Origin of the sequence: Sphingomonas zeae (assembly GCF_014197135.1) — a bacterium.
Taxonomy (GTDB): Bacteria; Pseudomonadota; Alphaproteobacteria; order Sphingomonadales; family Sphingomonadaceae; genus Sphingomonas; species Sphingomonas zeae.
This window is the reverse complement of sequence record NZ_JACIFA010000008.1, coordinates 126376-151510: the sequence shown is the minus strand read 5'-3', so window position 1 is coordinate 151510 and position 25135 is coordinate 126376. Positions and strand designations below refer to the sequence as shown.

The following is a 25135-nucleotide window of genomic DNA, read 5'->3' as shown; positions in this document are numbered from 1 at the left end:
GGCGCGGGCGTTTTTCCATTCGGTCCCGGAGTTTCACCCATGTCCCCATGCTGGTCGCTGGTCATCCATGGCGGCGCGGGCCGGATCACGCGCGAGGTGCTGACGCCCGAGCAGGATGCAGGCGCGCGCGCCGGGCTGGACGCCGCGCTCAAGGCCGGATCGGCGGTGCTGGCGGGCGGCGGCAGCGCGCTGGACGCGGTCGAGGCGGCGGTGCGCGTGCTGGAGGATGATCCGCACTTCAACGCCGGGCGGGGCGCCTGCTTCACACGAGACGGCACCAACGAACTCGATGCCGCGATCATGGACGGGCGCGACCGGCGTGCGGGATCGGTCGCCGGGGTGACGCGCACCCGCAACCCGGTGTCGCTGGCCCGCAAGGTCATGGAGACAAGCCCCCATGTCCTGCTCGCCGGGCCGGGAGCGGATCGCTTCTCGGCGGAACAGGGGCTGGAACAGGTCGACCCCCACTGGTTCCATACCGACGAGCGTCGGCGGCAGCTCGATGAATTGCTCTCGCGCAATGCCGAGGCCTTCGACAGCGACATGAAATACGGCACGGTCGGCGCGGTTGCCTGCGACGGGCAGGGCCATGTGGCCGCCGCCACCTCGACCGGCGGCGTGACGGGCAAGCGCTGGGGGCGGATCGGCGACTCGCCTTTGATCGGCGCGGGGACGTTCGCGGACGACCGGGCCTGTGCCGTATCATGCACCGGATCGGGCGAGGTCTTCATCCGCGTCGGCGTCGGGCACGAGATCGCCGCGCGCCGCCGCTTCACCGGCGAGGATGTGCAGGCCGCCGCCGATGCCGTGCTGGCCGAGGTTCGAGCGCTTGGCGGCACCGGCGGCACCATCGTCGCCGCGCCCGACGGGACCATCGCCTGGAGCATGACGACGGTGGGCATGTATCGCGGCCGCGCGACGAGCGGCGGCGAACATCAGGTGGCGATCTACGCCGACGAAGGATAAAAGGCACGCCCATGAAGCACTTGCGTATCTTGTTCGGGATGGTGGCGGGCCTGTTCCTCCCCTCCCCCGCCGCCGCCTATTGGGAATATGGCCACGAGACCGTCGCCGCCATCGCCTGGGCCAACATCACCCCCCATGCCCGCGCCGAGATTCGCCAGATTTTGAAGGCGCAGGCCCAGCTCGACACGCCGACCTGCCCGGTCCGGACGATCGAGGAGGCCAGCGTCTGGCCCGATTGCGTCAAGCCGCTGAAGGACGAAAACGGCAAGTCGCGCTTCGGCTATGCCTATAGCTGGCACTATCAGAATATCGACATCTGCCAGCCCTTCCGCCTGCCACCGGCCTGCGATTCGGGCGACTGCGTCTCGGCCCAGATCCCCCGCCAGCTTGCCATCCTGAAGGACAAGCGGGCGTCGCAAAAGGACCGGGTCATGGCGCTGGCCTTCCTGGTCCATTTCGTCGGCGACCTGCACCAGCCGCTCCATGCGGGCGACAAGAGCGACAAGGGCGGCAACGACACCCATGTCGATTATGGCGCGTACAGCACGCCGCGCCTGAACCTGCACTCGATCTGGGATGGGCTGCTCGCCGAGCGCGCGATCTCGACCCCGCCCAAGCTGGTCCGCGGCTATCCGGCGGCCGAGCGGCGGCGCGAGTCGGCGGGCGACGTGGATGCGTGGAGCCGCGAGAATTGGGCGATCGCCAAGCGCGCCTATGCCGCGGCGATGGGCGGCGATCCGTGCCAGCCGACCCCTGCGCATATGACGATGAATGAAGCCGCGATCCGCGAGATGGCCCCGGTCGAGCGCGAGCAGATGAAGCGTGGCGGGCTGCGACTCGCGAAGCTGCTGAACAGCGCGTTTCGCGGGTAACGCCCTCGACCGTTCGCATTGAGCGACGTCGAAGTGCACGCCCCGCACCTTGCCGAAAGCGAAAACCGTGGCCTTCGACTTCGCTCAGGCGGAAAGGAGCGTGGGCATAAAATCAGGCCCGGCCCTCCTCATGAGAGCCGGGCCTTTTCCTATCAGCTCAACACGATCGTCACGGCGCGGCGGTTCTGCGCGTAGCTGGCTTCGTCCGAACCCAGCGCGATCGGGCGTTCCTTGCCATAGCTGATGACGTTCATCCGCTCGGGCGAGACGCCGCGCGCCGCCAGATAATTCTTGGCCGCATTGGCGCGGCGATCACCGAGCGCAAGGTTATATTCACGGGTACCACGCTCGTCGCAATGCCCCTCGATGGTGATGCGGACATTGGGATAGCGCGCCAGCCACTGTGCCTGGCTGTCCAGGATCGCGCGCGATTCGGGATCGATATCATATTGATCGAGCCCGAAATGGATCGTGTTCGACGTCACCGAGCGCTTGAAGTCGGCGTCCGAGCCGGGGACGATCGCGCCGTCCGGGTTGGTGTTCGCGCCCGCATTGGGATCGACGCCGGTGCCCTGGCTGACCGGCGCGGGCGGCAGCACTTCGGGGCGCTTCTTGGCGCAGCCCGCCATGGCGATCGCCATGGTGGCGACGACGAGCGTGGTCTTGATCTTGGTCATCGGACTTTCAACTCCCTACAGATTGGTAGAACCCCCGAAACAGTCTTATTGGCGCAGCGGCCCCCAGGCCGGGTCCGATCCGTCGAGCGGCGTCGGAATACGACGCTCGTTCACGCCCGTAAGGTCGACCATCCACACATCCGCCTTGCCCGACGCGCCTTGCGTCGAGCGCTGGAAGGTGATGACGCGGCCATTGGGCGACCAGCTCGGCCCCTCGTCCTGCCAGCTGTTGGTCAGCAATTTCTCGCCGCCGCCCGACGGGCTCATGATGCCGATGCGGAACGCACCGCCCAGCTTGGTAAAGGCGATCAGGTCGCCGCGCGGGCTCCACACCGGGGTCGCATAGCGCCCGCCGCCGAAGCTGATCCGCTGCTGGTTCGATCCGTCGGCGTTCATGACGTAAATCTGCTGCCCGCCCGAACGATCGCTCTCGAACACGATCTTCGATCCGTCGGGCGAATAGCTGCCCCCGGTGTCGATGCCCGGCGAATTGGTCAGACGTTGCGGCGAGCCGCCCTGCGACGACACGCGATAGATGTCGGTGTTGCCCGCCTGCGCCATCGAGAACAGGATCCAGCGGCCATCGGGCGAGAAGCGCGGCGCGAAGGTCGTCGCGGCATTCTGCACCACCAGACGCTGGCGCCCGGTGCCGATGTCATAGACATAGATGGCGGGCCGCTTGTCGATATAGGACATATAGACGATCGACTGCTGGTTCGGCGCGAAGCGCGGGGTCAGCACGATCGACTGGCCGTTGGTCAGGAAACGGTGATTCGCGCCGTCCTGGTCCATGATCGCCAGCCGCTTGATCCGGTGCGCCTTCGGCCCGGTTTCCGAGACATAGGTGATGCGGCTGTCGAAATAGGGGCCTTCGCCGGTCAGCTTGGTATAGATGGTGTCGGCGCACTTATGCGCCGCGCGCCGCCAGTCGCTTGGCGACACGACAAAGCCCTGCCGCGCCAGTTCGCTGCGCGCCAACACGTCATAGAGATAGCAGCCGACCGTCAGCGTCCCGTCGCCATTGGCGCGGACATAGCCCTGGACCAGCGCCTGCGCGCCGGTGCCGTTCCAATAGTCGAAAGCGGGCGCGGTCACTTCCGGGAAGGACACGGTGCGCAGCTGCGCTGGTGGAACGGGCGTGAACAGCCCCGAATTGCGCAGGTCGTTGGCGATGATCTCGGACAGTTTCTGCCCGACCACATCGGTCGTGCCCGCCGGGGTCTGCACCACCGCGCTGGTCGGCATGGCGGGAATCGCGATCGGCATCGGCGCGGAAATGCCGCCCTCGACATCGACGACCAGCCCTTCCTGGCCATTGGCGGGCGCAGCGCCAGGCTGCTGCCCGGCGGCGGGAGCGGGCGCCGCCGCCTGATCCTGAGGAGCAGGCGCGGGCACGTCCTGCGCCCCCACGGCGCTGGCGGCCAGTGCCAGCGTGAGCGGCAGGGTCAGCAGGGAACGGGGCATAAACATGATCCTCAACCCGGAAGTCTGAAACGAAGAGTAAAGTCGCTCCAGCCGCCCGGCGCTCCATAAAGCGCCGGGGGCATGTCGCGTAATGGACGGTTTCTGAAAACCGTCGTGAGCTGATCGTTGAGCCGCGCGACATAAGCCGCATTGCCCGCGTCCACGCCACTATGCCCCAGAATCACCGGCGTCGCGGCGAGCATACCGTCGCGATTGTAATGGAGACGCAGCGTCACCCGAATCCGTTCCGCACCGGGGCCGGGATTGACGACCTGCTGGACGCAGGGGCGAACCTGCCGAAGCACCAACGTCGCCGCCTCGGCCGCTTGCATGTGAGCCGCCTTGGACGACGCGCTCGTCGCCGGGGCGGGGGCCACCTGGGTCTGCGACGGGGGAGCCGAAACCATCATGCTCAACCCGGCAGCTTGTAGATCAGGGTGAAATTGCGCCAGCCATTGGGAACGTCATAGAGTTCCTTCGGCAGGCCACGCAGTGGCGAACAGCCCTTGAAAGTCGCGATGGCCAACGCATCGACACGGTCGACATAGCGTTCGTTATCGCCGTCGACGCCCGTATGTCCGGTAACGCGCGGCTCGGCGGCCAGGCTGCCGTCCGGGTTGATATGCAGGTTGATCTTCACCCGGATGCGCTCGGCACCCGGTCCGGGATTGACCTGTCGATTGGCGCAGGGTTGAACCTGCCGCTTGATTGCCGACGCGATATTGCTGGCTTCCGCGGCACCCATCTTCGCCGCCGGAGCGGCCTGCGACTTGGACGGCGACGGATCGGGCGACAGGCCCTTCAGGAAATCCGAACCCAGATGCGAACCGCGCGGCTTGGTCGTGGTCGCCGTCTCGCTCTTGCCGCTGCCCCGCGCCGGGGTGGCTGGCTTGGGGGCTGCCGCAGGCTTGGCTTCCGACCGGGTCGGGCGCGCAGGTGCGGGCTTGGCCTCGCGGACCGGCTTGGCCGGGGCCGGTTTGGCGGGTGCGGGCTTTGGTTTCGGCTGGGGCTGCGGCCGGGGCTTTTCCACGGGCTTGGGCCGGGGCTTGGGTTCCGGGCGCGGCTCGGGCTTGGCCGGTTCGGGTTTCGGCTGCGGCTTGGGCTGGGGCTTGGGTTGCGGCGCCGGGGGCGGCGGCGCGGGCTGGGGTTCCGGCTCGGCCTCGACCGGTTCGGGCGGGGCGGCGTCCTCGGGCGCGCCCTCTTCGGGGGCGATCGATTGGGCGGCCTGCTGGTTGGGTGTGGGCGACGCGGCGTCCAGCGCGACATCCTTGACCAGCGAGATGTCGATCGGCGTGACCTTCAGCTTTTCCGGGTTCGGCGTCGACAGAAAGCCGACCGACAACAAGCCGAACAGGACGATATGTCCTGCGACCGCGATCGCCAGCCCGATCCGTTCCCCACGCTCCATCAGCGGGCGCTCGCCCCCTCGCCCGCGCCACCTTCCACGGTGACCAGCGACACGCGGTTCAACCCGGCGCGGTTCAGCTCACCCATCACCCGCATCACCCGGCCATAATCCAGCGCCCGGTCGGCGCGCAGATAGACTTGCGGCACCTGTCCGTCGGGACCCTTGCGCGCGGCGATGGCGTCGAGTTTGGCGGGCAGGTCGGCCTCGGTGATCTCATCGTCGTTCAGGAACATCCGCCCCTGTTCGTCGATCGCAATCTGTTCGGGCCTCTGCTCCTGATCCAGCGCCTTGGCGCGGCTGTCGGGCAGGTTGACCGGCACGCCCGTCGTCAGGAGCGGCGCCGTCACCATGAAGATGATCAGCAGCACCAGCATCACGTCGACCAAGGGCGTGACGTTGATGTCCGCCATCGGCGCGCGGCGGCCCCGACCGGAGCGGGAGGGGAGGTTCATGGCCATGGCGGCGATCCCTTCAACGCGCCTGATCGAGCTGGCGGCTGAGCGTCGTATGGAACCCGTCGGCGAAGCGGTTGAGCGACGCCTCGACCCGGTTCACGCCATGGCTGAACCGGTTATAGGCGATCACCGCCGGGATGGCGGCGAACAGGCCGATCGCGGTGGCGAACAGCGCCTCCGAAATGCCCGGTGCGACGACCGCCAGCGAGGTGTTCTGCGCCTGCGCGATGCCGGTGAAGCTGCGCATGATGCCCCAGACGGTGCCGAACAGCCCGACGAACGGCGCGACCGAGCCGACCGTCGCCAGCACGTTCAGTCGGTCGGAGAGCTTGTCGATCTCACCCGCGACCGCCGATCCCATCGCGGTGGCCAGCCGCTCGCGCGTGCCGTCGCGGTCGATATGCCCCCCCGCCGTCGAACGCCGCCATTCCTGCACCCCCGCCGAAAAGACCCGCGCCGAGGGCAGTTCATTGTCCTGCTCCATCCGGTGAAAGGCATCGATATCCTCGGCCTTCCAGAAATCGCGTTCGAACCGGACCATGCCCTTCTTGGTGCGCGCCAGCTTGCGCGAAAAGGCGACGATGATCGTCCAGGTCCAGATGCTGGCGAGCAGCAGGCCGATCATCACCAGCTTCACCACCCAGTCGGCGTGGATGAACAAGGCGACGGGCGACAAACTGGCGGCATCCATGTTGAAGACGGGATTCATGGGTGTTGGGTGTCCCCTTGCCAGACAAGGCGTTGGTAGATGGCGATCCAGTCGGCGGGCTGCCGACGCGGGCGACCGTTCGGGCCGACCCACGCGACGGTCACGCGCGCGTCGGTCAGCTTGACCGCCCCGCACCTGACTGTCTGATGAATGACGACGCGAACCGCACTCACCTCGATCAGTCTGGATGTAACGACCAGATCGTCGTCGAGCCGGGCGGAGGCGGCATAGCGGATGGCGATGTCGGTGACGGCATAGGCGCCCTGCCCCGCCTCATGCGCGGCGCGCTGGTCGATCCCGGCGATCCGCAGCATGTCGGAGCGGGCGCGCTCCATATAACGCAGATAATTGGCGTGATAGACCACGCCCGACAGGTCGGTATCCTCGAAATAGACACGCACCGCAAAGCGATGCTCATGTCCCTCGAAGCGGCCGCCGATCAGCTGGTGGTCTCCCGTCACCGTCATGGTGAGTGCCCGTTAACCTATCCGTCGGGGGGAAGGAAGGCACTTGCGCCCCTGTTACCTCTGGTCTGACGATACCCGTTGGTGACGCGAGGCCGCGACGAACCGCGCGCGAAGGGACGAATGGACGAGCCTGCGTCGATCGGCGAATCGCCATTCTCGATCGCGGGCCGAGCCGCTCCGCGCTTACTGGATCGCGGCCGGATCGACCTTCAGCGAGGGCGGGTTAATGACCGGCGGGGTATAGGGCTTGGCGGCGGGCACCGGCTGGCTCGACAGCACAGGGCCGCTGGGCGCGCTTGCGGGAGCGACCGCAGGGGCCGCGCTGCTCGCGATGGTCAGCGGGGCGACGCCCTGCTTCACCGGCACCATCGTTCCTGCCCGCCATGCGTCATAGGCGCGGAAGAAGGCGATGAAGGGCGCGTTGAGCTTTTCGAGCCGCTCGGCGGCCTTCATGTCGAAAGCGGTGGTCGGCGCGGTGCTGATATCGGCGAGCACTTCGTCGGCGGCGGCGCAGAAGGTCTTGCGAACCGGCGTGATCGAGAAAAAGTTGTAGAGCCGGGTCATCGCATCGTCATAGCTGTCGCGCCAGTCGCCGCCCTGCGCCTGATATTCCGCCGAATAGCGCTTCTCCGCCGCCGCCAGCTCGATCCGCTGTACCGTCAGCATCGTGTTGTAACGGGTGACGATCTGCCCCTCGTCCGGACCGCGACAGGCGAGCGCGGCGACGTTCAGCCCCGAACGCAGGTGCCAGACGGTGGCGGCGCTGGTCAGCGAGCGGTTGGGGGTCGCGTAATTGCCATCGGGCAGCAGCGCGGGAATGCGCATTCCCGGCGTCGCACCGGCGGGCATCGGCGCGCGAACATATTGCGGCGGGGCCGGGACCATGACCGGCGGCGGCGCCACCTTGGCCGTCTCCCGCGCGGCGCATCCCGCGAGAGACAGGCCGATCGCTACACCCGACACCAAACGCAACTTCGCCATAACCCTGATCCTCGGAAAACCCGCCCCCGGCCGTTAACCGACGTCATGCCGAATCAGGGTTAACGCGTCGTAACTCCTGCGATGAAACGAGGCGTATGTCCGAGGGTCGGAAATCCTCCCGGCACGGAGAGGGGGACCATGCGAAGCATGGGGGAGGGGCTCGCCGCTAAGGACGCCCTAGGAGGAAGCTCCCTCCGTCAGGCGTCCGGCCTGTCACCTCCCCGTATCGGGGAGGATCAGGCCGCGCGCGCGACCAGCGCGGCGGCAGCCTCGGCCATCAGCTGGGCCAGGATATCGGCGATCGGTTCTTCCTTGGTGACCATGCCGACCGACTGGCCCGCCATGACCGAGCCATGCTCGACATCGCCCTCGATCACCGCGCGGCGCAGCGCACCGGCCCAGTAATGTTCGATCTGAAGCTGCGCTTCGGCCATTGCGACCCTGCCCTCGTCGAGCGACTGGGCGACTTCGCGCTGCTTGGCGGTGAACAGCTCGCCGCCCGCATTCTTCAGCGCGCGGACCGGAATGACCGGCAGGCGCGGGTCGATCTGCACGCTCGCCACCGCGTCGCGGGCCGAGGCGCGGATGAACGCCTTCTTGAAATTGGGGTGCGCGATCGATTCGGTCGCGCAGACGAAGCGCGTGCCGAGTTGGACGCCCGCCGCACCCATGTCGAGATAACCGGCGATCGCCTCACCCCGGCCGATGCCGCCCGCCACGAAGACGGGGACCTGGGTGGCGATCTCGGGCAACATCTCCTGCGCCAGCACGCTGGTCGAGACCGGGCCAATATGGCCGCCCGCCTCCATCCCCTCGATCACCAGCGCATCGACGCCCGAGCGGATCAGCTTCTTGGCCAGCGACAAGGCGGGGGCGAAACAGATGACCTTGGCGCCGGTGTCCTTGATCGCCTCCAGCGCGCCCTTGGGGGGCAGGCCGCCGGCCAGCACGACATGGCCGACCTGGTGACGGCCGCACACCGCGATCAGGTCGAACAGCTGCGGGTGCATGGTGATCAGGTTCACGCCGAAGGGCCGCGTGGTCATCGCCTTGGTCGCGGCGATCTCGGTATCGAGCAGCTCGGGCGTCATCGCGCCGCACGCGATCACGCCGAAGCCGCCCGCGTTCGACATGGCGGAAACGAGATTGCGCTCCGACACCCAGGACATGGCGCCCGCCATGATCGCCATGTCGGCGCCCAGGAACTCCGCGCCGCGCGCCATGCGGGTGGCGAGACGCTGTTCGCCGGTGGTGGTGGTATGGGTGTCGGTCATCTTTGCTCCATGCCGTGGAGCGGGGCGGACGGCAAGATTTGGTTCACGCGAAGCCGCGATGCCGCGAAGATGAGTTGGTTCGCGCAGAGGACGCAGAGATGTTTCGCGCGCGGCAGCGCAAACTGGTCTTCGACAGGCCGTTGCTGGAGGACACGGCCAGTGGCTGTACACGCCCTCTCTGCGCCCTCCGCGCCTCTGCGCGAACAAATCTTTTTGAATACGCTTCGCGTCTTCGCGGCTTCGCGGCTTCGCGGCTTCGCGGCTTCGCGCGAACCAAACGAACCCCTCCCCGAACCGAGCCCGAGGAGGGGAAAGCACTTAAGCCGCTTCGGCGTCCAGGCCATAGGCAGTGTGCAGGACACGCACCGCGAGTTCGGTGTAATCCTCTTCGATCAGCACGCTGACCTTGATCTCCGAGGTAGTGATGGCGAGGATATTGATCCCGCGCGCGCCCAGCGTCTGGAACATGGTCGACGCAACGCCCGCATGGCTGCGCATGCCCACGCCCACCACCGAGATCTTGGCAACCCGCGTGTCGTGGACCAGATTGCCATAGCCGATCTCGCCGCTCGCCTTTTCCAGCACGTCCAGGCTGCGTGCCAGGTCGGCCGAGGGCACGGTGAAGGTCACGTCGGTGGACCCGGTCGAATGCGCGATGTTCTGGACGATCATGTCCACATTGATCCCGGCGTCCGCGAGCGGCGCGAAGATCGAACCCACCGCGCCGGGCCGGTCGGGCACGGCGGTCAGGGTGATCTTGGCTTCGTTCTTGTCATGCGCGATGCCGGTGATGAGCTGGCGTTCCATATCGTCGATTTCCTCTTCGCCCACGATCAACGTGCCGCGATGTCCGTCTTCGTCCCGTGCGTCGTCGAACGAGCTGAGCACTCGCACGCGCACCTGTTCCTTCATCGCCAGCCCGACCGAGCGGGTCTGGAGCACCTTGGCGCCGACGCTGGCGAGTTCCAGCATCTCCTCATAGGTGACTTTCGACAGCTTGCGCGCGCGGGGCACGATGCGCGGGTCGGTCGTATAGACGCCGTCGACATCGGTGTAGATGTCGCACCGCTCCGCCTTCATCGCCGCCGCGACCGCAACCGCGCTGGTGTCCGATCCGCCGCGACCCAAGGTCGTGACCCGGTTGCCCTCGGCCACGCCCTGGAAGCCGGGGATCACCGCGACCACGCCCGCCGCCAGACTCTCGTCGAGCGCGCTGGTGTCGATCTCGCCGATCCGCGCCTTCGCGAACGCCGTGTCGGTATGGATCGGCAGCTGCCAACCCAGCCACGAACGGGCGGGCACGCCCATCGCCTGGAGCGTGATCGCCAGCAAGCCGCTGGTGATCTGTTCGCCCGCCGAGACGACGACGTCATATTCCTGGGGATCGTAGAGCGACGAGGCCTCGCGACAGAAACCGACCAGCCGGTCGGTCTCCCCCGCCATCGCGGAGACGACGACCGCGACCTGATGGCCCGCCTCCACCTCGCGTTTGACCCGCGCCGCCACGTTGCGGATGCGCTCGATTCCGGCCATCGAGGTGCCGCCGAACTTCATCACGATACGGGCCATGCGGTTTTTGCCAATCTCCTTGGGGTAAAACGGCGGCCCTGATAGGTAGCGCCCATGACGAACGCAAGCCATTTGAACGATTCTACCATTATTGGGACCGAAGCCGCACATTTCGGAAAGATGGCCGCCGACTGGTGGGACCCCAAGGGGTCGAGCGCGATGCTTCACCGACTCAATCCGCCGCGTCTGCGCTATATTCGCGAGCAGATCGACCTGCATTGGAATGCCGATGGCCAGGGATTCATCCCGCTGAAGGGCAAGCGCGCGCTGGATGTCGGCTGCGGCGCGGGGTTGCTGTGCGAGCCGCTGGCGCGGCTGGGCGCAGAGGTGACGGGGCTGGATGCCGCGCCGGAAAATGTCGCGGTCGCCGCCGCCCATGCTGCCCAGTCGGGGCTGGAGATCCATTACCGTGCGGGCAGCGTCGAAGGGCTGTCGGGCGAGACGTTCGACCTCGTCACCTCGCTGGAGGTGATCGAGCATGTCGCCGATCCGGCGCGCTTCGTACGCGGACTGGCCGATGCCCTGGCGCCGGGCGGCCTGATGATCCTGTCGACGCCCAACCGCACGCCGCTGTCCAAGCTGGCGCTCATCACGCTGGCCGAAGGGTCGGGGGCGATTCCCAAGGGCACGCATGACTGGTCGAAATTCCTGACGCCGGACGAACTGACCGCGCTGCTGACCGGGGCGGGGCTGACGGTGCGCGACGTGCGGGGCCTGAGCTATTCGCCGACCAAGGGCTTCATGGTCAGCGATTCGACCGCGCTCGACTATTTCGTGACCGCGACCCGCTAAATCTCCCCTCCCCTTCAGGGGACGGGCCGGGGGTGGGGCGCTTCCGCAAGACCTACGCCTGTCGACAGGCCCCACCCCACCCCCCCTGAAGAGGAGGGGCTTTCCTGGATCAGTGCCATGTCGGTCACACAGCAACCTTCGAATCACTCCGGCACCCACCGCCTCCTGATCCTGCTCGCCGTCGCGATTGCCGCCCGCGTGGCAACCTTCGGCAATCCGGTGGTCCATGTGGATGAGGAGTTCTACTTCTTCACCGGCCACGCGATGTGGCAGGGCGCGTGGCCCTTCGTCGATGTGTGGGACCGCAAGCCGATCGGGCTGTTCCTGCTCTATGCCCTGCCCGCCGCATTCGGTTTCCCGGCGGGCATCTGGGCCTATCAGGCAATGGCGCTGGTCAGCGTCGTCGCGACCGCATGGGCCATTGCGCGGCTGGCCGACCGGCTCGGCTGGGCGGGGGGCGCGACCGCGGCGGGCATCGCCTATATTCTGTGGTTGAACCTGCTCGGCGGACAGGGGGGGCAGGCGCCGGTCTTCTACAATCTGCTGATGATCGGGGCGGCTTGGGCCATCCTCGAATCCGACCGGCGGCGTGCCCGCAGCCTGGGCCTCGTCGCGATGGCTCTGGTGGGGATTACCCTTCAGATCAAATATTCGGCGGTGTTCGAGGGCATGGTGTTCGGCCTCTGGCTGCTGGCCAGCGAATGGCGACGGAGCCGGTCGCCGGTCGCGCTGATCCTGTACGGCGCGGCGCTGGTCGCGGTGTCGCTGGTGCCCACCGGGCTGGCGGCGGGAGTCTATGCCGCAATCGGGCAGTGGGATGCGTTCCTCTATGCCAATTTCCTGTCGATCTTCCATCGCAACCCCGATCCGCTGGGCGAACTGGCGGGCAATCTGGGGCAGCTGGCCCTGATCCTGTCGCCCATTGTCGCGCTGGCAGTGCTGGGCCTCAAGCGGGCGGAGCGCGACCGCGAGCGGGTTTTCCTGGCCGTCTGGCTGGGCGCGGCGATTATCGGCGTGCTGCTGTTCCGGCCCTGGTTCGACCATTACGGCCTGCCGATCCTGCTCCCCGCCTGTACCGCCGCCGCCGCGATGCTGGGGCGTCAGGACTGGCGGCGGCGCTACACCCCGGCCCTGCTGCTGACCGTGGCGCTGGCCGGGCAGATCGTGCTGCTGTCCTTGCGCCACGAACGCGGCGACGCCAGCGAGTTCGCCGCGCTGACCCAGGCGGTCGGTAAGGGACCGGGGTGCCTGTATGTCTATTCGGGCAGCACCATGCTCTATGTCGCGACCCAGCGTTGCGCCCTGTCGCGCTGGATCGTGCCCGCCCATCTCAGCCGCGCGCGCGAGGCAGGGGCCACCGGCGTCGACCAGGATACCGAGATCACCCGCATCCTCTCGCAACACCCCGCCGTCGTCGTCATGCGCCCGCCCTATAATGGCGAGCGGCCCGAAGCCCATGCGCGCGTGCTGGCGGCGATGGCGGGCGGCTACCGGCTGACCGCGAAACTGCCGATGGGCAATGAGACGATCAGCGTCTATAAATCCGCGCGATGAAACGCCTTCTTGCCTCGATCCATGACGTGTCCCCCCGGTTCGAAGGGGCGGTCGATGCGCTGTTCGACCGGCTGTCGGGGCATCTCGGCGGGCCGCGTCTCGCCATGCTGGTCATCCCCGACCATTGGAACAGCGCGCCGATCGCGCCCGGCACGCCCTTTGCCACCCGGCTGCGCAACTGGGCGGACATGGGGATCGAGATGTTCGTCCATGGCTGGTCGCACAAGGACGACATGGTCCATACCGATTCCAAGACGGCGCTGAAGGCCAGGCATATGACGGCGGGCGAAGGTGAGTTCGTCGGCCTGGACCGCGCCGAGGCCCTCCGCCGGATGCAGCGCGGCACCGCGCTGATCGAGGATATCATCGGCCGCCGCGCGACCGGCTTCATCGCGCCCGCCTGGCTCTATTCGGACGAGGCGCGGGCAGCGCTGGGCGATGCCGGGTTCGGAATGGCCGAGGATCATTTCCGAGTATGGACGCCCGCCGATGGCAAGATCATCGCGCGCGGCCCCGTCGTCACCTGGGCCAGCCGGTCGCGCGGACGCCAGCTCAGCTCGCTCGCCGCCGCCGCCGTGCTGCGTCACGGCCTGCGCCCGACGCCGGTGGCGCGGGTCGCGGTGCATCCGGGCGACAATGGCGTGCCGGCGCTGCTCGACAGCATCGACAAGACCTATGCGCGGCTGGCCAAGACGCACACGCCGTCGCGCTATGCGGATCTGCTGGCGGCCTAACCTCACTCTCCGCTCACGCTGAGCGAAGTCGAAGCGCACGTCATGCGCTCGCCGATAGGGAACCCTGTGGCCTTCGACTTCGCTCAGGCTGAACGGAGGTGGGGGGATCAGGCGGCGGCGCGCTCGCCCGCTTCCCCATCCAGCAGCCTCTGATAGCGTGCGATCAGCGCCTCGGCATGGTCACGATCGCTGAACACCTTACCCGCCGCGACGCGCGCGGCGTTGCGCAGCACGCGCTGGTCGCGCGCCAGCAGACGCTCGATCGCCTCGGCACAGGCCGCGCCGTCGCGCGCGCGGAAGGTTTCGGCGAATAGCGGGTTCGCCACCTCGGCGCACCCGCCATAATCGGGCACGACCAGCGGCAGACCCGAGGCCAGCGCTTCGGAGGCGACCAGCCCGAACGTCTCGGTCTCGCAACCATGCACCAGCGCGTCGCAGCTCGCCATGATCCGGGCGAGGCGCGGGCGGTCATAGACCGGGCGGAACAGGCGGATGTGGGGGCTGCCCGCGATCCGCTTTTCCAGCGTCCGGCTGGCGACGCCGCCGCCGATCAGGATCAGGCCGATGGGGCGGGTCGAGGCCACGCGCTCGACCGCGTCGATGACCATCGGCCAGCGCTTTTCGGGGTGATGCCGCCCCAGCCCGAGCAGCAGATGCGCATCCTCGGGCAGCGCGCATTGCGCCAGCAGCGCCGCACGCAGGCGTTCGTCGCGGTGGTCGGGCGAGAAGAAATGGCGCTCGATCCCCAGCGGAATGCCCTCGTCCACCCGCACGCCGCGCTTGCCGAGCCGCTTGACCAGCGCCGGGCCGTTGGACAGCACCAGGTCGTAATGATCGAGGAAGCGGTTCATGTAGCGGCTGTACCAGCTGAACCAGTCCTCCACCCGCTCCTGCGCAACAAGGCCATCGAGCCAGCGCACCGGATAGGTGCCGACATTGTCGTTGTGCATGAAGAAGACCTTCTTCGCACGCCCCTGCCAGCTGGCGACGAACCAGGCGGGCTTGGCGGGCGAGGAAACCTCCACGATGTCGGGGTCCAGCTCGTCGAGCAGGCGGCAGACGGGCGCCGAATCCCAGAACATGCCGTAATTGGTGTCCAGGATCAGGCGCGGCGCCTTGATATAGATGATCTTGCCGCCGCCGGGGCGCTCCTCGACCACGTCCTCGGTGCCGGGGGCGAGCACGATCAGCTCATGCCCCATCTCGGCCAGAATCGACATCTTGCGGTCGATATAGGTCCGCACGCCCCCGCCGGTGGGGGAGTAGAATTCGTTGACGTCGACGATGCGCATCATCCGTTCCCTCAATCCACCGGACCGAAACCGCCCAGCCCACGCAGATATTGGGCACGGATGGTCGTCGTGGCCACACCATTAGGCACATCGATCAACGCCGAGGCGAGCGGCGGCTTGCGACGGCCCAGCTTGGTATTGGCCGGAAAGCCCGCGCCGTCGCTCCAGAAATTGAACTTGTTCTTGCCGTCGCGGTCATGGGTGAACAGCAATGCATAGCGGCCCGGGTGCGGCACGCGGATGCACATGGCGATCGGCCCGGCGCCTGCCGGCGTCGGCACCTGGACTCGGCGGAACGTCTTACCCGCGCGGACCAGCACGCCATCGTCCTGGAGGAAATCCTCGTCATTCGCCGGATAGAGTTCGAGCTTCAGATTGCCCTTGCGGTCCTTCAGCCCTTCGATCCGGGCGAGAATGGCGGGACCGCCGCCGCCGGTGCAGGCCGCCGCATCGCTGCCCAGCACCTGTGCGCCCGCCGCCTGCGGCATCGCCGCCAGCCCGATCGCCGCTACCGCCACCATCTTCATCACGCGAATCATGCGCGTACCTTCCGCACCAATGCCGTCACACCAAACCCCGCGATCAGCGCGACATGGACCAACAGGGTCAGCGCCGCGGTGAAGGCGATAAGTTCGCTCAATTCCTGATCCTGCCCGATCAACAGGATCGCGAAATTGGCGAAAAGAAGGTCCTTATTGGGTACCAAGGGCAGGCGCGAGACGAGCAGGCGCGCCGCCGACAGGAACAGCCACATGCCCAGCGACACGCTCGGCATCCCATAATGCCATGCCAGCGCGACGAGCAGCGAGTTGGCGATCAGGCGGATGCAGTGGACCATGAAGACCCACCAAAGGGTCTTGCGATCGAGCGAGAAGACCCGCCGCGAAAAGATCAGGAAGGGCAGCGAGGTCGCCATGACGATCGCGATCGATCCCCAGACCAGCCGCAGCTGCTCCGCGGTCAGCAGTTCGCGCCCGACCGGCAGCGCGAGGCCGATCATCAACAGGGTGATCGCATTGCCCGCGATGGCCGACAGAATGCCGACATCCTTCACCGCGCCGAAGGGAGCAGCCACCATCTTCGCGTTTGCCCGCGCCCAGGCATAGAAATACGCCTCGCCCGAATAGCTGAATGCCACTTCGTTCGCGATCCGCTTGCGGATCAGCGCCGCCATGCCGCTGAACGGGATGCCCCATAGCCGCCGGAAAATGATATAGTCGCCGATCGGCAGCGCCATATAGAGGCCGACAAAGACGACGTAGAACAACGGGTTGGTCGGCACCGAATGGCTGAGGCCCACCAGGCCGCGACCCAGCAGTTCATGCCCCAGTCCCACGATCATCGCGAGCGTCAGCAGCCCGCCGATGATGGCGGGCCAACGGTTCTTGACCGTCTTCAACGGCTCCAGCGCAGCCATGTCGCGCGCCACCGGGCCAGTGTCGACGCCCGCTCCGGGCACCGGGCCGGCAGGCAGGGCCTGTTGCGGGGTCATGGGATCATCTCGTTCATTCTGCACGTTATGGAGATTCCTCGGCGGCGTTCGCCGGCGGCGCCCGCTAACCTCAACACTGCTTTCTCGCACCTGAATAAGAATTCACCTTTGTCGTGCAATTGTGTCCACCTTAGGGCTGAAACTGACATAATTGCGCGACAAGCGCTGATTAGCGCTCCCTATCAACCCGCCTTTTGCTTCCGGAGCCTATGCCCGCCGATCATATCCTGACCTATGCCCTGGCAATGCGCGGCGGTGTCGAAGCGGCGCTGGGCCGGATGCTGCCAGGCTGGCTGAATCGTGGACGGCGGGTCACGCTGATCCTGGGCGATGAGGACGGGCAGTTCCAAGGCGGTGTGCCGCTGGGCGTCGAGACGGTGACGCTGGGGCATCAGCGTTATGGCGGACTTTGCAGCGCCCTGCCTGCGATGATCGCGCGGGCGCGCCCTGATATCGTCTTCTGTCCGGGCAATCACTATACGGCCATGGCCGCTTGGACGCGGCTTCGGCTGGCGGCAGCCTGTCCGCCAATCGTCGCCAAGATGTCCAATGCGGTCGATCGTGGCGATCAGGCGGCGATGATCGCCTGGGGTCAGCGGCGCTGGCTGGCGGGGCATCGGCTGTTCCTCGACGCGCTGGTCGCGATGACCCCTGCGACCGCGCGGGAAGCGCAGGGCGCCACCGGCCTGTCGGTCGCGGTCATTCCCAACCCGCCGACGCTGCTCGACCCTGCCGCCCCGCCGCGTGCCATGCCGCCGGGCCGTCGCATCCTGGGCGTGGGGCGGCTGGAGCCGCAGAAGCGCTGGGACCGGTTGATTACCGCGATGACCCATCTGCCGGAGGATATCGGCCTGACGATCCTCGGCGAGGGAAGCCTCCGCCCGGCTCTTTGCGCACAAATCGAGATACTGGGGTTGTCGCACCGGGTTTCGTTGCCCGGGCATAGCGCCCATGCGCCCGCCGCCATGGCCGCCGCGCAAGTCGTGGCGCTGTCCTCCGACTATGAGGGCGTGCCCGGCGTGCTGCGCGAGGCGCTGGCGGTCGGCACGCCGGTCGTCGCGACGGATTCGAGCCCGGCAGTGCATGAGATCGTGTCCGACCGCTCGCTGGGCACCATCGTCCCGCGCGAGGACCTGGGCGCGCTGGTCGCGGCGCTGCGCCACTGGCTCGACCCCTTGGCGCTGCGGCCCGAACCCGTGCCGCAACCGGGGCTGGATTCGGCCGAGCGCTATCTGGCGCTGTTCGATTCGATCGTCGCCGCGCGCGCCCGCCGGGCGCTGGGTGAGGCGGGGCCGCTCGAACCCGCGCTGGTCGGGTAGAGCGGCGCAGCTTCACGCCATATCGGCCTCGGCGCGGGTGGTATCGCCGTCCCGCTCCGCCTCACGCTCCGACCGGCGTTGCAGCGCCGACTTGATCATGGCCGTCATCGGGTCGGCCAGCGCCAGCCCGAGGATGCCGAACAGCGCGCTCGCCATGATCTGGGTCGACAGGGTCAGCGCGGGCGGCAGGTCGACGGTGCGCTTGGCGACCATCGGCACCACGACATAGCCGTCGAAGGTCTGCACGACCAGATAGGTGCCGATCGCCCAGAAGCCCGCATCACTCCCCGCCGAAAAGCCGACCGCGATCATCAGCGCGCCGGTAATGATCGCCCCGATATTGGGGATGAAGGCCAGGATGCCGGCGATGATCCCGAGCAGCAGCGCCATCGGCACGCCGCCGATCATCAGGGCGATGCCGGTCAGCACCCCCTCCACCGCCATGCCCAGCAGACGTCCGGCGAGCAGGCGGCGCAGCGTGAACATGACGCGGCCTTGCGTGATCGCGAACTCCGCGCGGGCGGCGCGCGGAACGAACCATTGCAGGCCGCGCGCATAGCCCTCCGGATCCATCGCCAGGAACAGGCCGATGACCAGGATCATGAACAGCGACGTCACCGCGCCCACGGCGGTCCCGACCCAGGAGGTCAGCTTGCCGATCGAACCCATGGACTGTTTGAGCAGTCCGTTCAGGTCCGAGGTCTTGGGCATCAGCCCCTGTTCGGCCAGCCAGCCGGTCACCCGCCCCGCCTGCGTCTCCAGCGTGGAGCGGAGCTGCGTCACCTGCTGCGTCACCTCCACCCCGGTCAGGTAGAAGGTGCCGAGCAGGAACGTCGCCACCACCAGCACGACGATCAGCAACCGCCAGGCGCGCCCGATCGGCAGCATGCGGCCCAGAAGCCGCACGCCGCCGTCAAGCAGCGTGGCAAAGACCAGCCCGGCAAAGATCACCAGCAGCGGTTGGACCAGCAGCACCGTCACCGCCATCGCGGCGATCAACCCCAACCAGATCGCCGCGCGCGTCAGTTCCCGCCGGACGAAGCCCTCCCGGAACTCGATCGGTGCCGGGCGGTCCGTCAGCGGGGCCGGATCGCTCATTGCGCGGCGCCGCCCCCGGCCTTCACGGTGGTCGGATGCAGCGACAGGCCCGCCCGGCCCGAGCGCAGCGAACTCCACCAGGTCAGCGGATTGAGCGTCGTGTCGCCGTCCAGGCTGAAGGTCACGAATTCGGCGCGACCGCCGATATTTTCATAGGGGACCGCCCCGCCCAGCCCCAGTTCGGCCAGCGAGAAGCGGCTGTCGGCCGAACGATCGCGATTGTCGCCCATCAGGAAGACGTGGTCGGCCGGAATGGTGATCGGGCCGTAATTGTCGCCCGGGCTCCAACCCAGCTCGACCGTGTCGTAACGACGGTTGTTGGGCAGCGTTTCCGTGACGATCGGCAGGTGGCAGACCCATTGGCCGGAGGCCGAGCGGATCTTGGCATCCTCGCCATAATCGGACGCCTTGCACGGGCTGTTGGTGTCGACGGGGATGTCGACATAGTGAAGCGGCCCGCGTCTCACCGGCTTGCCGTTGAGGATGACGACGCCGTCGCGCACCTCCAACCGGTCGCCCGGCAGCCCGATCACCCGCTTGATATAGTCGTTATGCGTCCCCGGCGGGGTCACGATCACGACATCGCCGCGCTTGGGCAGCGAGCCCAACAGCCGCCCATGGATGAAGGGCAGTTGCAGGCTCCAGCTATCCTCGGGCCGGCGCAGGACGAGCGACTTGAAGATCGCCACCGGGTTGGGGATGGTCGGCGAGACATAGGACCAGCCATAGGCGAATTTCGACACCACCAGCCGATCGCCGACCTGCAGCCCCGGCAGCATCGATTCGGAGGGGATGTAGAAGGGCTTGGCAATGAAGCTGTGGAACCCCAGCACGATCAGCAGCAGCCAGAACAGCCCCTTGACCTCGGCCCACCAGTCGGTGCCCTTCTTCTTGGGCTGCGCCTGGGGCGGCGGGGCGGCGTTCACCGGCTGATCGCCCCCCGGTTGATGCACCGGCGAGCCTGGGTTCGTGTCCAACACCGCGTCCTTCATGCGGAAACTTCCGGTCGTGCCTCGATCACGACAAAGGCCTGCGCCCAAGGGTGATCGTCGGTCATGGTCAAGTGGATATGGGCGGCGTGGCCCGCCGGGGTCATCGCGTCAAGTCGTTCGCGCGCGCCGCCGGTCAACATCAGCGTCGGCGCGCCGCCGGGGAGGTTCACGACCCCGATGTCGCGCATGAACACGCCTTGCGCGAAACCCGTGCCGACCGCCTTGGAAAAGGCCTCCTTGGCGGCGAAGCGCTTGGCGTAGGTGCCGGCGCGGGTGAAGGGTCGCTTGGCGGCCTTGGCCTGCTCGACATCGGTGAAACAGCGCGCCTCGAACCGGCCGCCATGCCGGTCGAGCGCGGCCTGGATTCGCTCGATATTACACAGGTCGGAGCCGAGGCCGATGATCATGCGATCCTCCCCGGCACGGGGAGGGGGACCGCCCCGAAGCGGTGGTGGAGGGGGCTCTCCACCGCGCGAGTCGTTCTGGGCGCCCCCCCTCCACCAGCCTGCGGCTGGTCCCCCTCCCCGTGCCGGGGAGGATTCACCGGGCCATATCCATGGCGGCACGCATCTTGCGCACGACTTGGGGCAAGCCGACGAACACCGCATCGGCGATCAGGAAATGGCCGATGTTCAACTCGCGCACCTGCGGGATCGCCGCGATCGGCGCGACATTGTCGTACGTCAGGCCATGTCCGGCATGAACCTCGATCCCGTTCTTGGCTGCCAGCGCCGCCGCGTCCGACAGGCGGCGTAGTTCCTCCGCGCGCTCCGGCCCGTCCAGTTCGGCATAGCGGCCGGTATGCAGTTCGACCACCGGCACGCGCAGCTGCAGCGCTGCCTCGATCTGGCGGGGATCGGGTTCGATGAACAGCGACACGCGGATGCCCGCCCCGCCCAGCTTCGCCGCCATCGGTGCCAGCCATTCGCGCTGCCCGGCGGCATCGAGGCCGCCTTCGGTCGTCCGTTCCTCGCGCTTTTCCGGAACGATGCAGGCGGCGTGCGGGCGATGCTTCAGCGCGATGGCCAGCATCTCTTGCGTGGCCGCCATCTCCAGATTGAGCGGCACGGTAAGTTCCGCCGACAGCCGCGCGATGTCATCGTCGGTGATGTGCCGCCGATCCTCGCGCAGATGCGCGGTAATGCCGTCCGCGCCCGCCTCAGCCGCGATCAGCGCCGCCTTCACCGGATCGGGATAGCCCGCGCCGCGCGCGTTCCGCACGGTCGCGACATGGTCGATATTGACGCCCAGGCGTAAGTGCCCGGTCATGCCGCCGCGCGGCTCCCAGGCTTGATGGCGGGGATCGCCGCCAGTTCGGGCGGCAGATCGTCGGCGCTGTAGCTGGGCACGTCGAGGCGGATCAGCGGGAAGAAGGGCACACCCAGATCGGCCGCCCCGTTCGAGCGATCGACCAGCGAAGCCGCCGCGATCGTCTCGCCGCCCTCGCGCGCGATGGCGGCGATCGCCTCGCGGCTGGACAGGCCGGTCGTGACCACGTCTTCCATCATCAGCACCTTCTGCCCCGGCTCGAGCCGGAAGCCGCGACGCAGGTGGAAGGTTCCCTCGGGCCGCTCCAGGAACATGCCCGGCACGCCCAGCGCGCGCGCCATTTCATGGCCGACGATGACACCGCCCATGGCGGGGGCGACGACCGCGCTGATCTGCGCCTTGATGTCGGCGGGAATTTTCGCGGCCACCCCCTCGCACAGCCGGGCGGCGCGCGCCGGGTCCATCAGGACGCGGGCACATTGCAGATAGCGTGGGCTGCGCAGGCCGGACGAGAGGATGAAATGCCCTTCGAGCAGCGCCTCGGCGGCGCGGAACTCGGCGAGGACGTCTTCATCGGTCATGGGGCAACTCCGGCATCGGTCAGATGACCCGGCCTCATAGGATCGCCCCGCCCCCCGCGCAATCTGGCATGTGACGCTCAAGGGTTGAGGGGGCGAAGTCCCGTGCTATAGTCCGCCTAACAAAAACGACAGGACGCCCCGCTCAAAGCCCGTCGGACGACCGATGGACAGGCGAGGGAGATGGGAGACGAGAGCGGGATGAGCGAGGTCAAGCGCATGTCCGGACCCCGGAGGATGAGGATGCCCAAACGCATGAAGGCGATCGCGATCGCCGCCGGATTGGGATGCACCGCGCTGTCGGGTGCCGCCTTCGCGACTCCGGCCGCCCCACCTGCCCCGAAAGCCGCCCCCGCGCCGCAGGCTGCCGCCGAAGGGGCGGGCGTTTCCAACACCGCACCGACCAGTGCCGCCGCGCCGGCGACCGCCGCCCCGACCAGCCCGCTGCTGGCGCAGGACGGCGCACCCGCCACCACCATCGACCCCAATGTCGGCCTGCCGATCGATGGCCGCATCGGGCTTCAGCCGCAGGTGACGAAGAACGGCGTGTTCGCACACTGGATGCACAATGACGTGTTGCTGCCCGTCATCACCGCCATCTGTGTCCTCGTCCTGCTGCTGCTTGTCTGGGTCGTGTTCCGCTATCGCCGTGCGGCCAATCCAGTCCCCTCCAAGACCAGCCACAACACGCTGGTCGAGGTGCTGTGGACGCTGGGGCCGGTCGTCGTCCTCGTCCTGATCGCCATCCCCTCGATCGGGCTGCTCCAGGCGCAGTTCAAGCCTGCGCCCGCCGGCGCGGTCACGCTGAAGGCGATCGGCAACCAATGGTATTGGACCTATCAATATCCGGATCATGGCGGGATCGAGATCACCGCCAACATGCTCAAGGAAAAGGATCAGGTGGCTCCCGGTGAGCGCGCGCGCACCGATGCCGACGGTCCGCGCCTGCTGGCGGTGGACAATCGCATCGTCCTGCCCGTCGGCGTGCCGATCCGCCTGATCACCACCTCCAATGACGTCATCCACAGCTGGGCGATTCCGGCCTTCTGGATGAAGCTGGACGCGGTGCCCGGCCGGTTGAACGAGACGAGCTTCACCATCGACAAGCCCGGCCTCTATTTCGGCCAGTGTTCGGAACTGTGCGGCGCGCGCCATGCCTTCATGCCAATCGCCGTGCAGGCGGTGCCCCCGGCGCAGTTCGCCGCCTGGGTCGCGGCCAAGGGCGGCCAGATGCCGGGGTCGAAGGCGCCCTCCTCCTCGGTGATCCCGCAGCCGGGTGCCGAAGGCTCGGCCGTCGAAGCCGCGCAGGCCAATGCCGCCGAGGCCGTGACGGGACCGGCCGACAATATGGCCGTGCCCGCCCAATCCCCCACTTCCGCGCAGGGCGCCACCGGGAATCCGGCTGGCCCCGGCAACGCTGGACAATAAGCCATGACCGACACCGCACTTCACCCCGGATCGGCTTTTGTCGGTCATGAGGATCACCACCACGCGCACCATGACGCCGATCACAAGCCCGGCTTCTTCGCGCGCTGGTTCCTGTCGACCAACCACAAGGATATCGGCACCCTCTATCTGATCTTCGCGATCGTCGCGGGCATCATCGGCGGCGCGATCTCCGGCCTGATGCGCGCCGAACTGCGCGAACCGGGCATCCAGTATCTGGGTATCTGGGCGGGGATGCTGCATGGCGGCGCACAGAGCCTCGACCAGTCGCTCCACCTGTGGAACGTGCTGATCACGGCGCATGGCCTGATCATGGTGTTCTTCATGGTCATGCCCGCAATGATCGGCGGGTTCGGCAACTGGTTCGTGCCGATCATGATCGGCGCGCCCGACATGGCGTTCCCGCGCATGAACAACGTGTCCTTCTGGCTGCTGATCCCGGCCTTTACGCTGCTGCTCGCCTCGCCCTTTTTCGGGTCGGGCGCGGGCGTGGGCTGGACGGCGTACGCCCCGCTATCGACTTTCGGCGAGCCGGGGCCGAGCGTCGACATGGCGATCCTCTCGCTCCATCTGGCGGGTGCGTCGTCGATCCTGGGGGCGATCAACTTCATCACCACCATCTTCAACATGCGCGCGCCAGGCATGACGCTCCACAAGATGCCGCTGTTCGTCTGGTCAGTGCTGGTGACGGCGTTCCTGCTGCTCCTCTCGCTGCCGGTGCTGGCCGCCGCGATCACCATGCTGCTGACCGACCGTAACTTCGGCACGACCTTCTTCGACCCCGCCGGGGGGGGCGACCCGATCCTGTACCAGCATCTCTTCTGGTTCTTCGGCCACCCCGAAGTGTACATCATGATCCTGCCGGGCTTCGGCATCGTCAGCCAGATCATCGCCACGTTCAGCCGCAAGCCCGTTTTCGGCTATCTCGGCATGGCCTATGCCATGGTCGCGATCGGCGTGGTCGGCTTCGTCGTGTGGGCGCACCATATGTTCGCCACCGGCCTCTCCGTGAACACCAAGATGTACTTCACCGCCGCGACGATGATCATCGCGGTACCGACCGGCATCAAGATCTTCTCGTGGATCGCGACCATGTGGGGCGGTTCGCTGACCTTCAAGACGCCGATGGTCTGGGCGATCGGCTTCATCTTCATGTTCACCGTCGGCGGCGTGACCGGCGTGGTGCTCGCGAACGGCGGCATCGACGATTATATGCACGACACCTATTATGTCGTCGCGCACTTCCACTACGTCCTGTCGCTGGGCGCAGTGTTCGCGCTGTTCGCCGGCTTCTATTATTGGTTCCCCAAAATGTCGGGGAAGATGTACAACGAAATCCTGGGCCAGCTGCACTTCTGGGTGTTCTTCATCGGCGTCAACCTGCTGTTCTTCCCCATGCACTTCCTAGGGTTGCAGGGGATGCCGCGTCGCTATCCGGATTATCCCGACGCCTTTGCGCTGTGGAACAAGGTCGCGACGCATGGCTATGAGATCATGGCCGCGGGCATGGCGATCTTCTTTATCAACCTGATCTGGTCGCTGATCGCGGGCAAGCCGGCGGGGGATAACCCCTGGGGCGAGGGCGCGACGACGCTGGAATGGACGCTGTCCAGCCCGCCGCCCTATCACCAGTTCGAGACGCTCCCGCGCATCGACTGAACTATCGATCCACCATCCGGAAAAGGCCTCGAAATGAAAATTTCGGGGTCTTTTTCATTGCAATAGCG

At 67.2% G+C, this 25135-nt stretch carries 26 protein-coding genes; 8 read left to right on the top strand and 18 right to left on the bottom strand.

All coding sequences use genetic code 11. From position 1 onward, the window contains the following. Positions 1-39 precede the first annotated feature (39 nt). Positions 40-966 (top strand): isoaspartyl peptidase/L-asparaginase family protein, encoded by a 927-nt coding sequence (locus GGR45_RS13225; protein WP_175311226.1) that lies wholly within the window; start codon positions 40-42, stop codon positions 964-966. Between the two features lie 11 nt (positions 967-977). Further along, complete coding sequence (locus GGR45_RS13220) at positions 978-1838, top strand: S1/P1 nuclease (protein ID WP_175311225.1); 861 nt, start codon at positions 978-980, stop codon at positions 1836-1838. A gap of 152 nt (positions 1839-1990) precedes the next feature. Here GGR45_RS13220 and pal read toward each other — a convergent pair whose 3' ends face one another. From pal to GGR45_RS13170, 10 genes are all read right to left on the bottom strand, one after another. Continuing rightward, positions 1991-2515, bottom strand: coding sequence for a peptidoglycan-associated lipoprotein Pal (gene pal, locus GGR45_RS13215; protein ID WP_175311224.1), 525 nt, complete (start codon positions 2513-2515; stop codon positions 1991-1993). 45 nt (positions 2516-2560) lie between these two features. Next, the gene (gene tolB / locus GGR45_RS13210; protein ID WP_175311223.1) at positions 2561-3979 is read right to left on the bottom strand and encodes a Tol-Pal system beta propeller repeat protein TolB; all 1419 of its coding nucleotides are present in this window, start codon (positions 3977-3979) and stop codon (positions 2561-2563) included. A gap of 11 nt (positions 3980-3990) precedes the next feature. Next, positions 3991-4311 carry a hypothetical protein gene (locus GGR45_RS13205; protein ID WP_175311222.1) on the bottom strand — a complete coding sequence of 107 codons (321 nt, stop codon included), beginning with the start codon at positions 4309-4311 and terminating at the stop codon, positions 3991-3993. A gap of 80 nt (positions 4312-4391) precedes the next feature. Further along, positions 4392-5387 (bottom strand): cell envelope integrity TolA family protein, encoded by a 996-nt coding sequence (locus GGR45_RS13200; RefSeq protein WP_175311221.1) that lies wholly within the window; start codon positions 5385-5387, stop codon positions 4392-4394. After that, on the bottom strand, positions 5387-5845 hold the full coding sequence (gene tolR / locus GGR45_RS13195) for a protein TolR (RefSeq protein WP_175311220.1): 459 nt from the start codon (positions 5843-5845) through the stop codon (positions 5387-5389). The genes GGR45_RS13200 and tolR overlap by 1 nt, the downstream gene beginning before the upstream one ends. Before the next feature lie 13 nt (positions 5846-5858). Next, on the bottom strand, positions 5859-6551 hold the full coding sequence (gene tolQ, locus GGR45_RS13190) for a protein TolQ (protein ID WP_175311219.1): 693 nt from the start codon (positions 6549-6551) through the stop codon (positions 5859-5861). Beyond that, positions 6548-7018, bottom strand: a complete 471-nt coding sequence (locus tag GGR45_RS13185; protein WP_175311218.1) for a YbgC/FadM family acyl-CoA thioesterase — start codon at positions 7016-7018, stop codon at positions 6548-6550. The genes tolQ and GGR45_RS13185 overlap by 4 nt, the downstream gene beginning before the upstream one ends. 183 nt (positions 7019-7201) lie before the next feature. Then, entirely contained in the window at positions 7202-7999 is a 798-nt protein-coding gene (locus tag GGR45_RS13180; protein WP_175311217.1) for a hypothetical protein, read from the bottom strand. A gap of 236 nt (positions 8000-8235) precedes the next feature. Further along, positions 8236-9273 (bottom strand): NAD(P)H-dependent flavin oxidoreductase, encoded by a 1038-nt coding sequence (locus tag GGR45_RS13175; protein ID WP_175311216.1) that lies wholly within the window; start codon positions 9271-9273, stop codon positions 8236-8238. A gap of 318 nt (positions 9274-9591) precedes the next feature. Next, entirely contained in the window at positions 9592-10842 is a 1251-nt protein-coding gene (locus GGR45_RS13170; protein WP_175311215.1) for an aspartate kinase, read from the bottom strand. 54 nt (positions 10843-10896) lie between these two features. On the opposite strand from GGR45_RS13170, the gene ubiG reads away from it, so the two are divergent. The 3 genes from ubiG (at position 10897) to GGR45_RS13155 (ending at position 13922) form a co-directional block, all read left to right on the top strand. Beyond that, entirely contained in the window at positions 10897-11634 is a 738-nt protein-coding gene (gene ubiG / locus GGR45_RS13165) for a bifunctional 2-polyprenyl-6-hydroxyphenol methylase/3-demethylubiquinol 3-O-methyltransferase UbiG (protein WP_175311214.1), read from the top strand. 117 nt (positions 11635-11751) lie between these two features. Next, positions 11752-13188, top strand: coding sequence for an ArnT family glycosyltransferase (locus tag GGR45_RS13160; RefSeq protein WP_175311213.1), 1437 nt, complete (start codon positions 11752-11754; stop codon positions 13186-13188). Then, positions 13185-13922 carry a polysaccharide deacetylase family protein gene (locus GGR45_RS13155; protein WP_175311212.1) on the top strand — a complete coding sequence of 246 codons (738 nt, stop codon included), beginning with the start codon at positions 13185-13187 and terminating at the stop codon, positions 13920-13922. The genes GGR45_RS13160 and GGR45_RS13155 overlap by 4 nt, the downstream gene beginning before the upstream one ends. Positions 13923-14029: 107 nt before the next feature. On the opposite strand, the gene GGR45_RS13150 is transcribed toward GGR45_RS13155, so the two are convergent. Genes GGR45_RS13150 through GGR45_RS13140 form a run of 3 tightly spaced genes read right to left on the bottom strand, consistent with a single transcriptional unit; the run spans position 14030 to position 16706 of the window. Further along, positions 14030-15214 carry a glycosyltransferase gene (locus tag GGR45_RS13150; RefSeq protein WP_175311211.1) on the bottom strand — a complete coding sequence of 395 codons (1185 nt, stop codon included), beginning with the start codon at positions 15212-15214 and terminating at the stop codon, positions 14030-14032. A gap of 11 nt (positions 15215-15225) precedes the next feature. After that, a complete protein-coding gene (locus GGR45_RS13145) occupies positions 15226-15753 on the bottom strand; it encodes a DUF2141 domain-containing protein (protein WP_175311210.1) in 528 nt (175 codons plus the stop codon). Further along, a complete protein-coding gene (locus GGR45_RS13140) occupies positions 15750-16706 on the bottom strand; it encodes a hypothetical protein (RefSeq protein ID WP_217497923.1) in 957 nt (318 codons plus the stop codon). Before GGR45_RS13140 ends, GGR45_RS13145 begins: the two co-directional genes overlap by 4 nt. Before the next feature lie 209 nt (positions 16707-16915). On the opposite strand from GGR45_RS13140, the gene GGR45_RS13135 reads away from it, so the two are divergent. Beyond that, positions 16916-18025: a glycosyltransferase gene (locus GGR45_RS13135; RefSeq protein WP_175311208.1), complete on the top strand. Its 1110-nt coding sequence runs from the start codon at positions 16916-16918 to the stop codon at positions 18023-18025. Between the two features lie 12 nt (positions 18026-18037). Here the strand turns inward: GGR45_RS13135 and GGR45_RS13130 are convergent, their stop codons facing one another. The 5 genes from GGR45_RS13130 to pyrE all read right to left on the bottom strand — a co-directional run bounded on the left by GGR45_RS13130 (position 18038) and on the right by pyrE (position 21965). Next, entirely contained in the window at positions 18038-19123 is a 1086-nt protein-coding gene (locus GGR45_RS13130; RefSeq protein ID WP_175311207.1) for an AI-2E family transporter, read from the bottom strand. Next, entirely contained in the window at positions 19120-20115 is a 996-nt protein-coding gene (lepB, locus tag GGR45_RS13125) for a signal peptidase I (RefSeq protein ID WP_175311206.1), read from the bottom strand. The genes GGR45_RS13130 and lepB overlap by 4 nt, the downstream gene beginning before the upstream one ends. Further along, positions 20112-20522 carry a holo-ACP synthase gene (gene acpS / locus GGR45_RS13120; protein ID WP_175311205.1) on the bottom strand — a complete coding sequence of 137 codons (411 nt, stop codon included), beginning with the start codon at positions 20520-20522 and terminating at the stop codon, positions 20112-20114. Before acpS ends, lepB begins: the two co-directional genes overlap by 4 nt. A gap of 133 nt (positions 20523-20655) precedes the next feature. Then, positions 20656-21384 (bottom strand): pyridoxine 5'-phosphate synthase, encoded by a 729-nt coding sequence (locus GGR45_RS13115; protein ID WP_175311204.1) that lies wholly within the window; start codon positions 21382-21384, stop codon positions 20656-20658. Further along, the gene (gene pyrE / locus GGR45_RS13110; RefSeq protein WP_175311203.1) at positions 21381-21965 is read right to left on the bottom strand and encodes an orotate phosphoribosyltransferase; all 585 of its coding nucleotides are present in this window, start codon (positions 21963-21965) and stop codon (positions 21381-21383) included. Before pyrE ends, GGR45_RS13115 begins: the two co-directional genes overlap by 4 nt. 252 nt (positions 21966-22217) lie before the next feature. On the opposite strand from pyrE, the gene coxB reads away from it, so the two are divergent. Continuing rightward, positions 22218-23390, top strand: coding sequence for a cytochrome c oxidase subunit II (coxB, locus tag GGR45_RS13105; RefSeq protein ID WP_175311202.1), 1173 nt, complete (start codon positions 22218-22220; stop codon positions 23388-23390). A 3-nt stretch (positions 23391-23393) separates the two neighbouring features. Next, entirely contained in the window at positions 23394-25067 is a 1674-nt protein-coding gene (gene ctaD / locus GGR45_RS13100) for a cytochrome c oxidase subunit I (RefSeq protein WP_175311201.1), read from the top strand. Positions 25068-25135 lie beyond the last annotated feature (68 nt).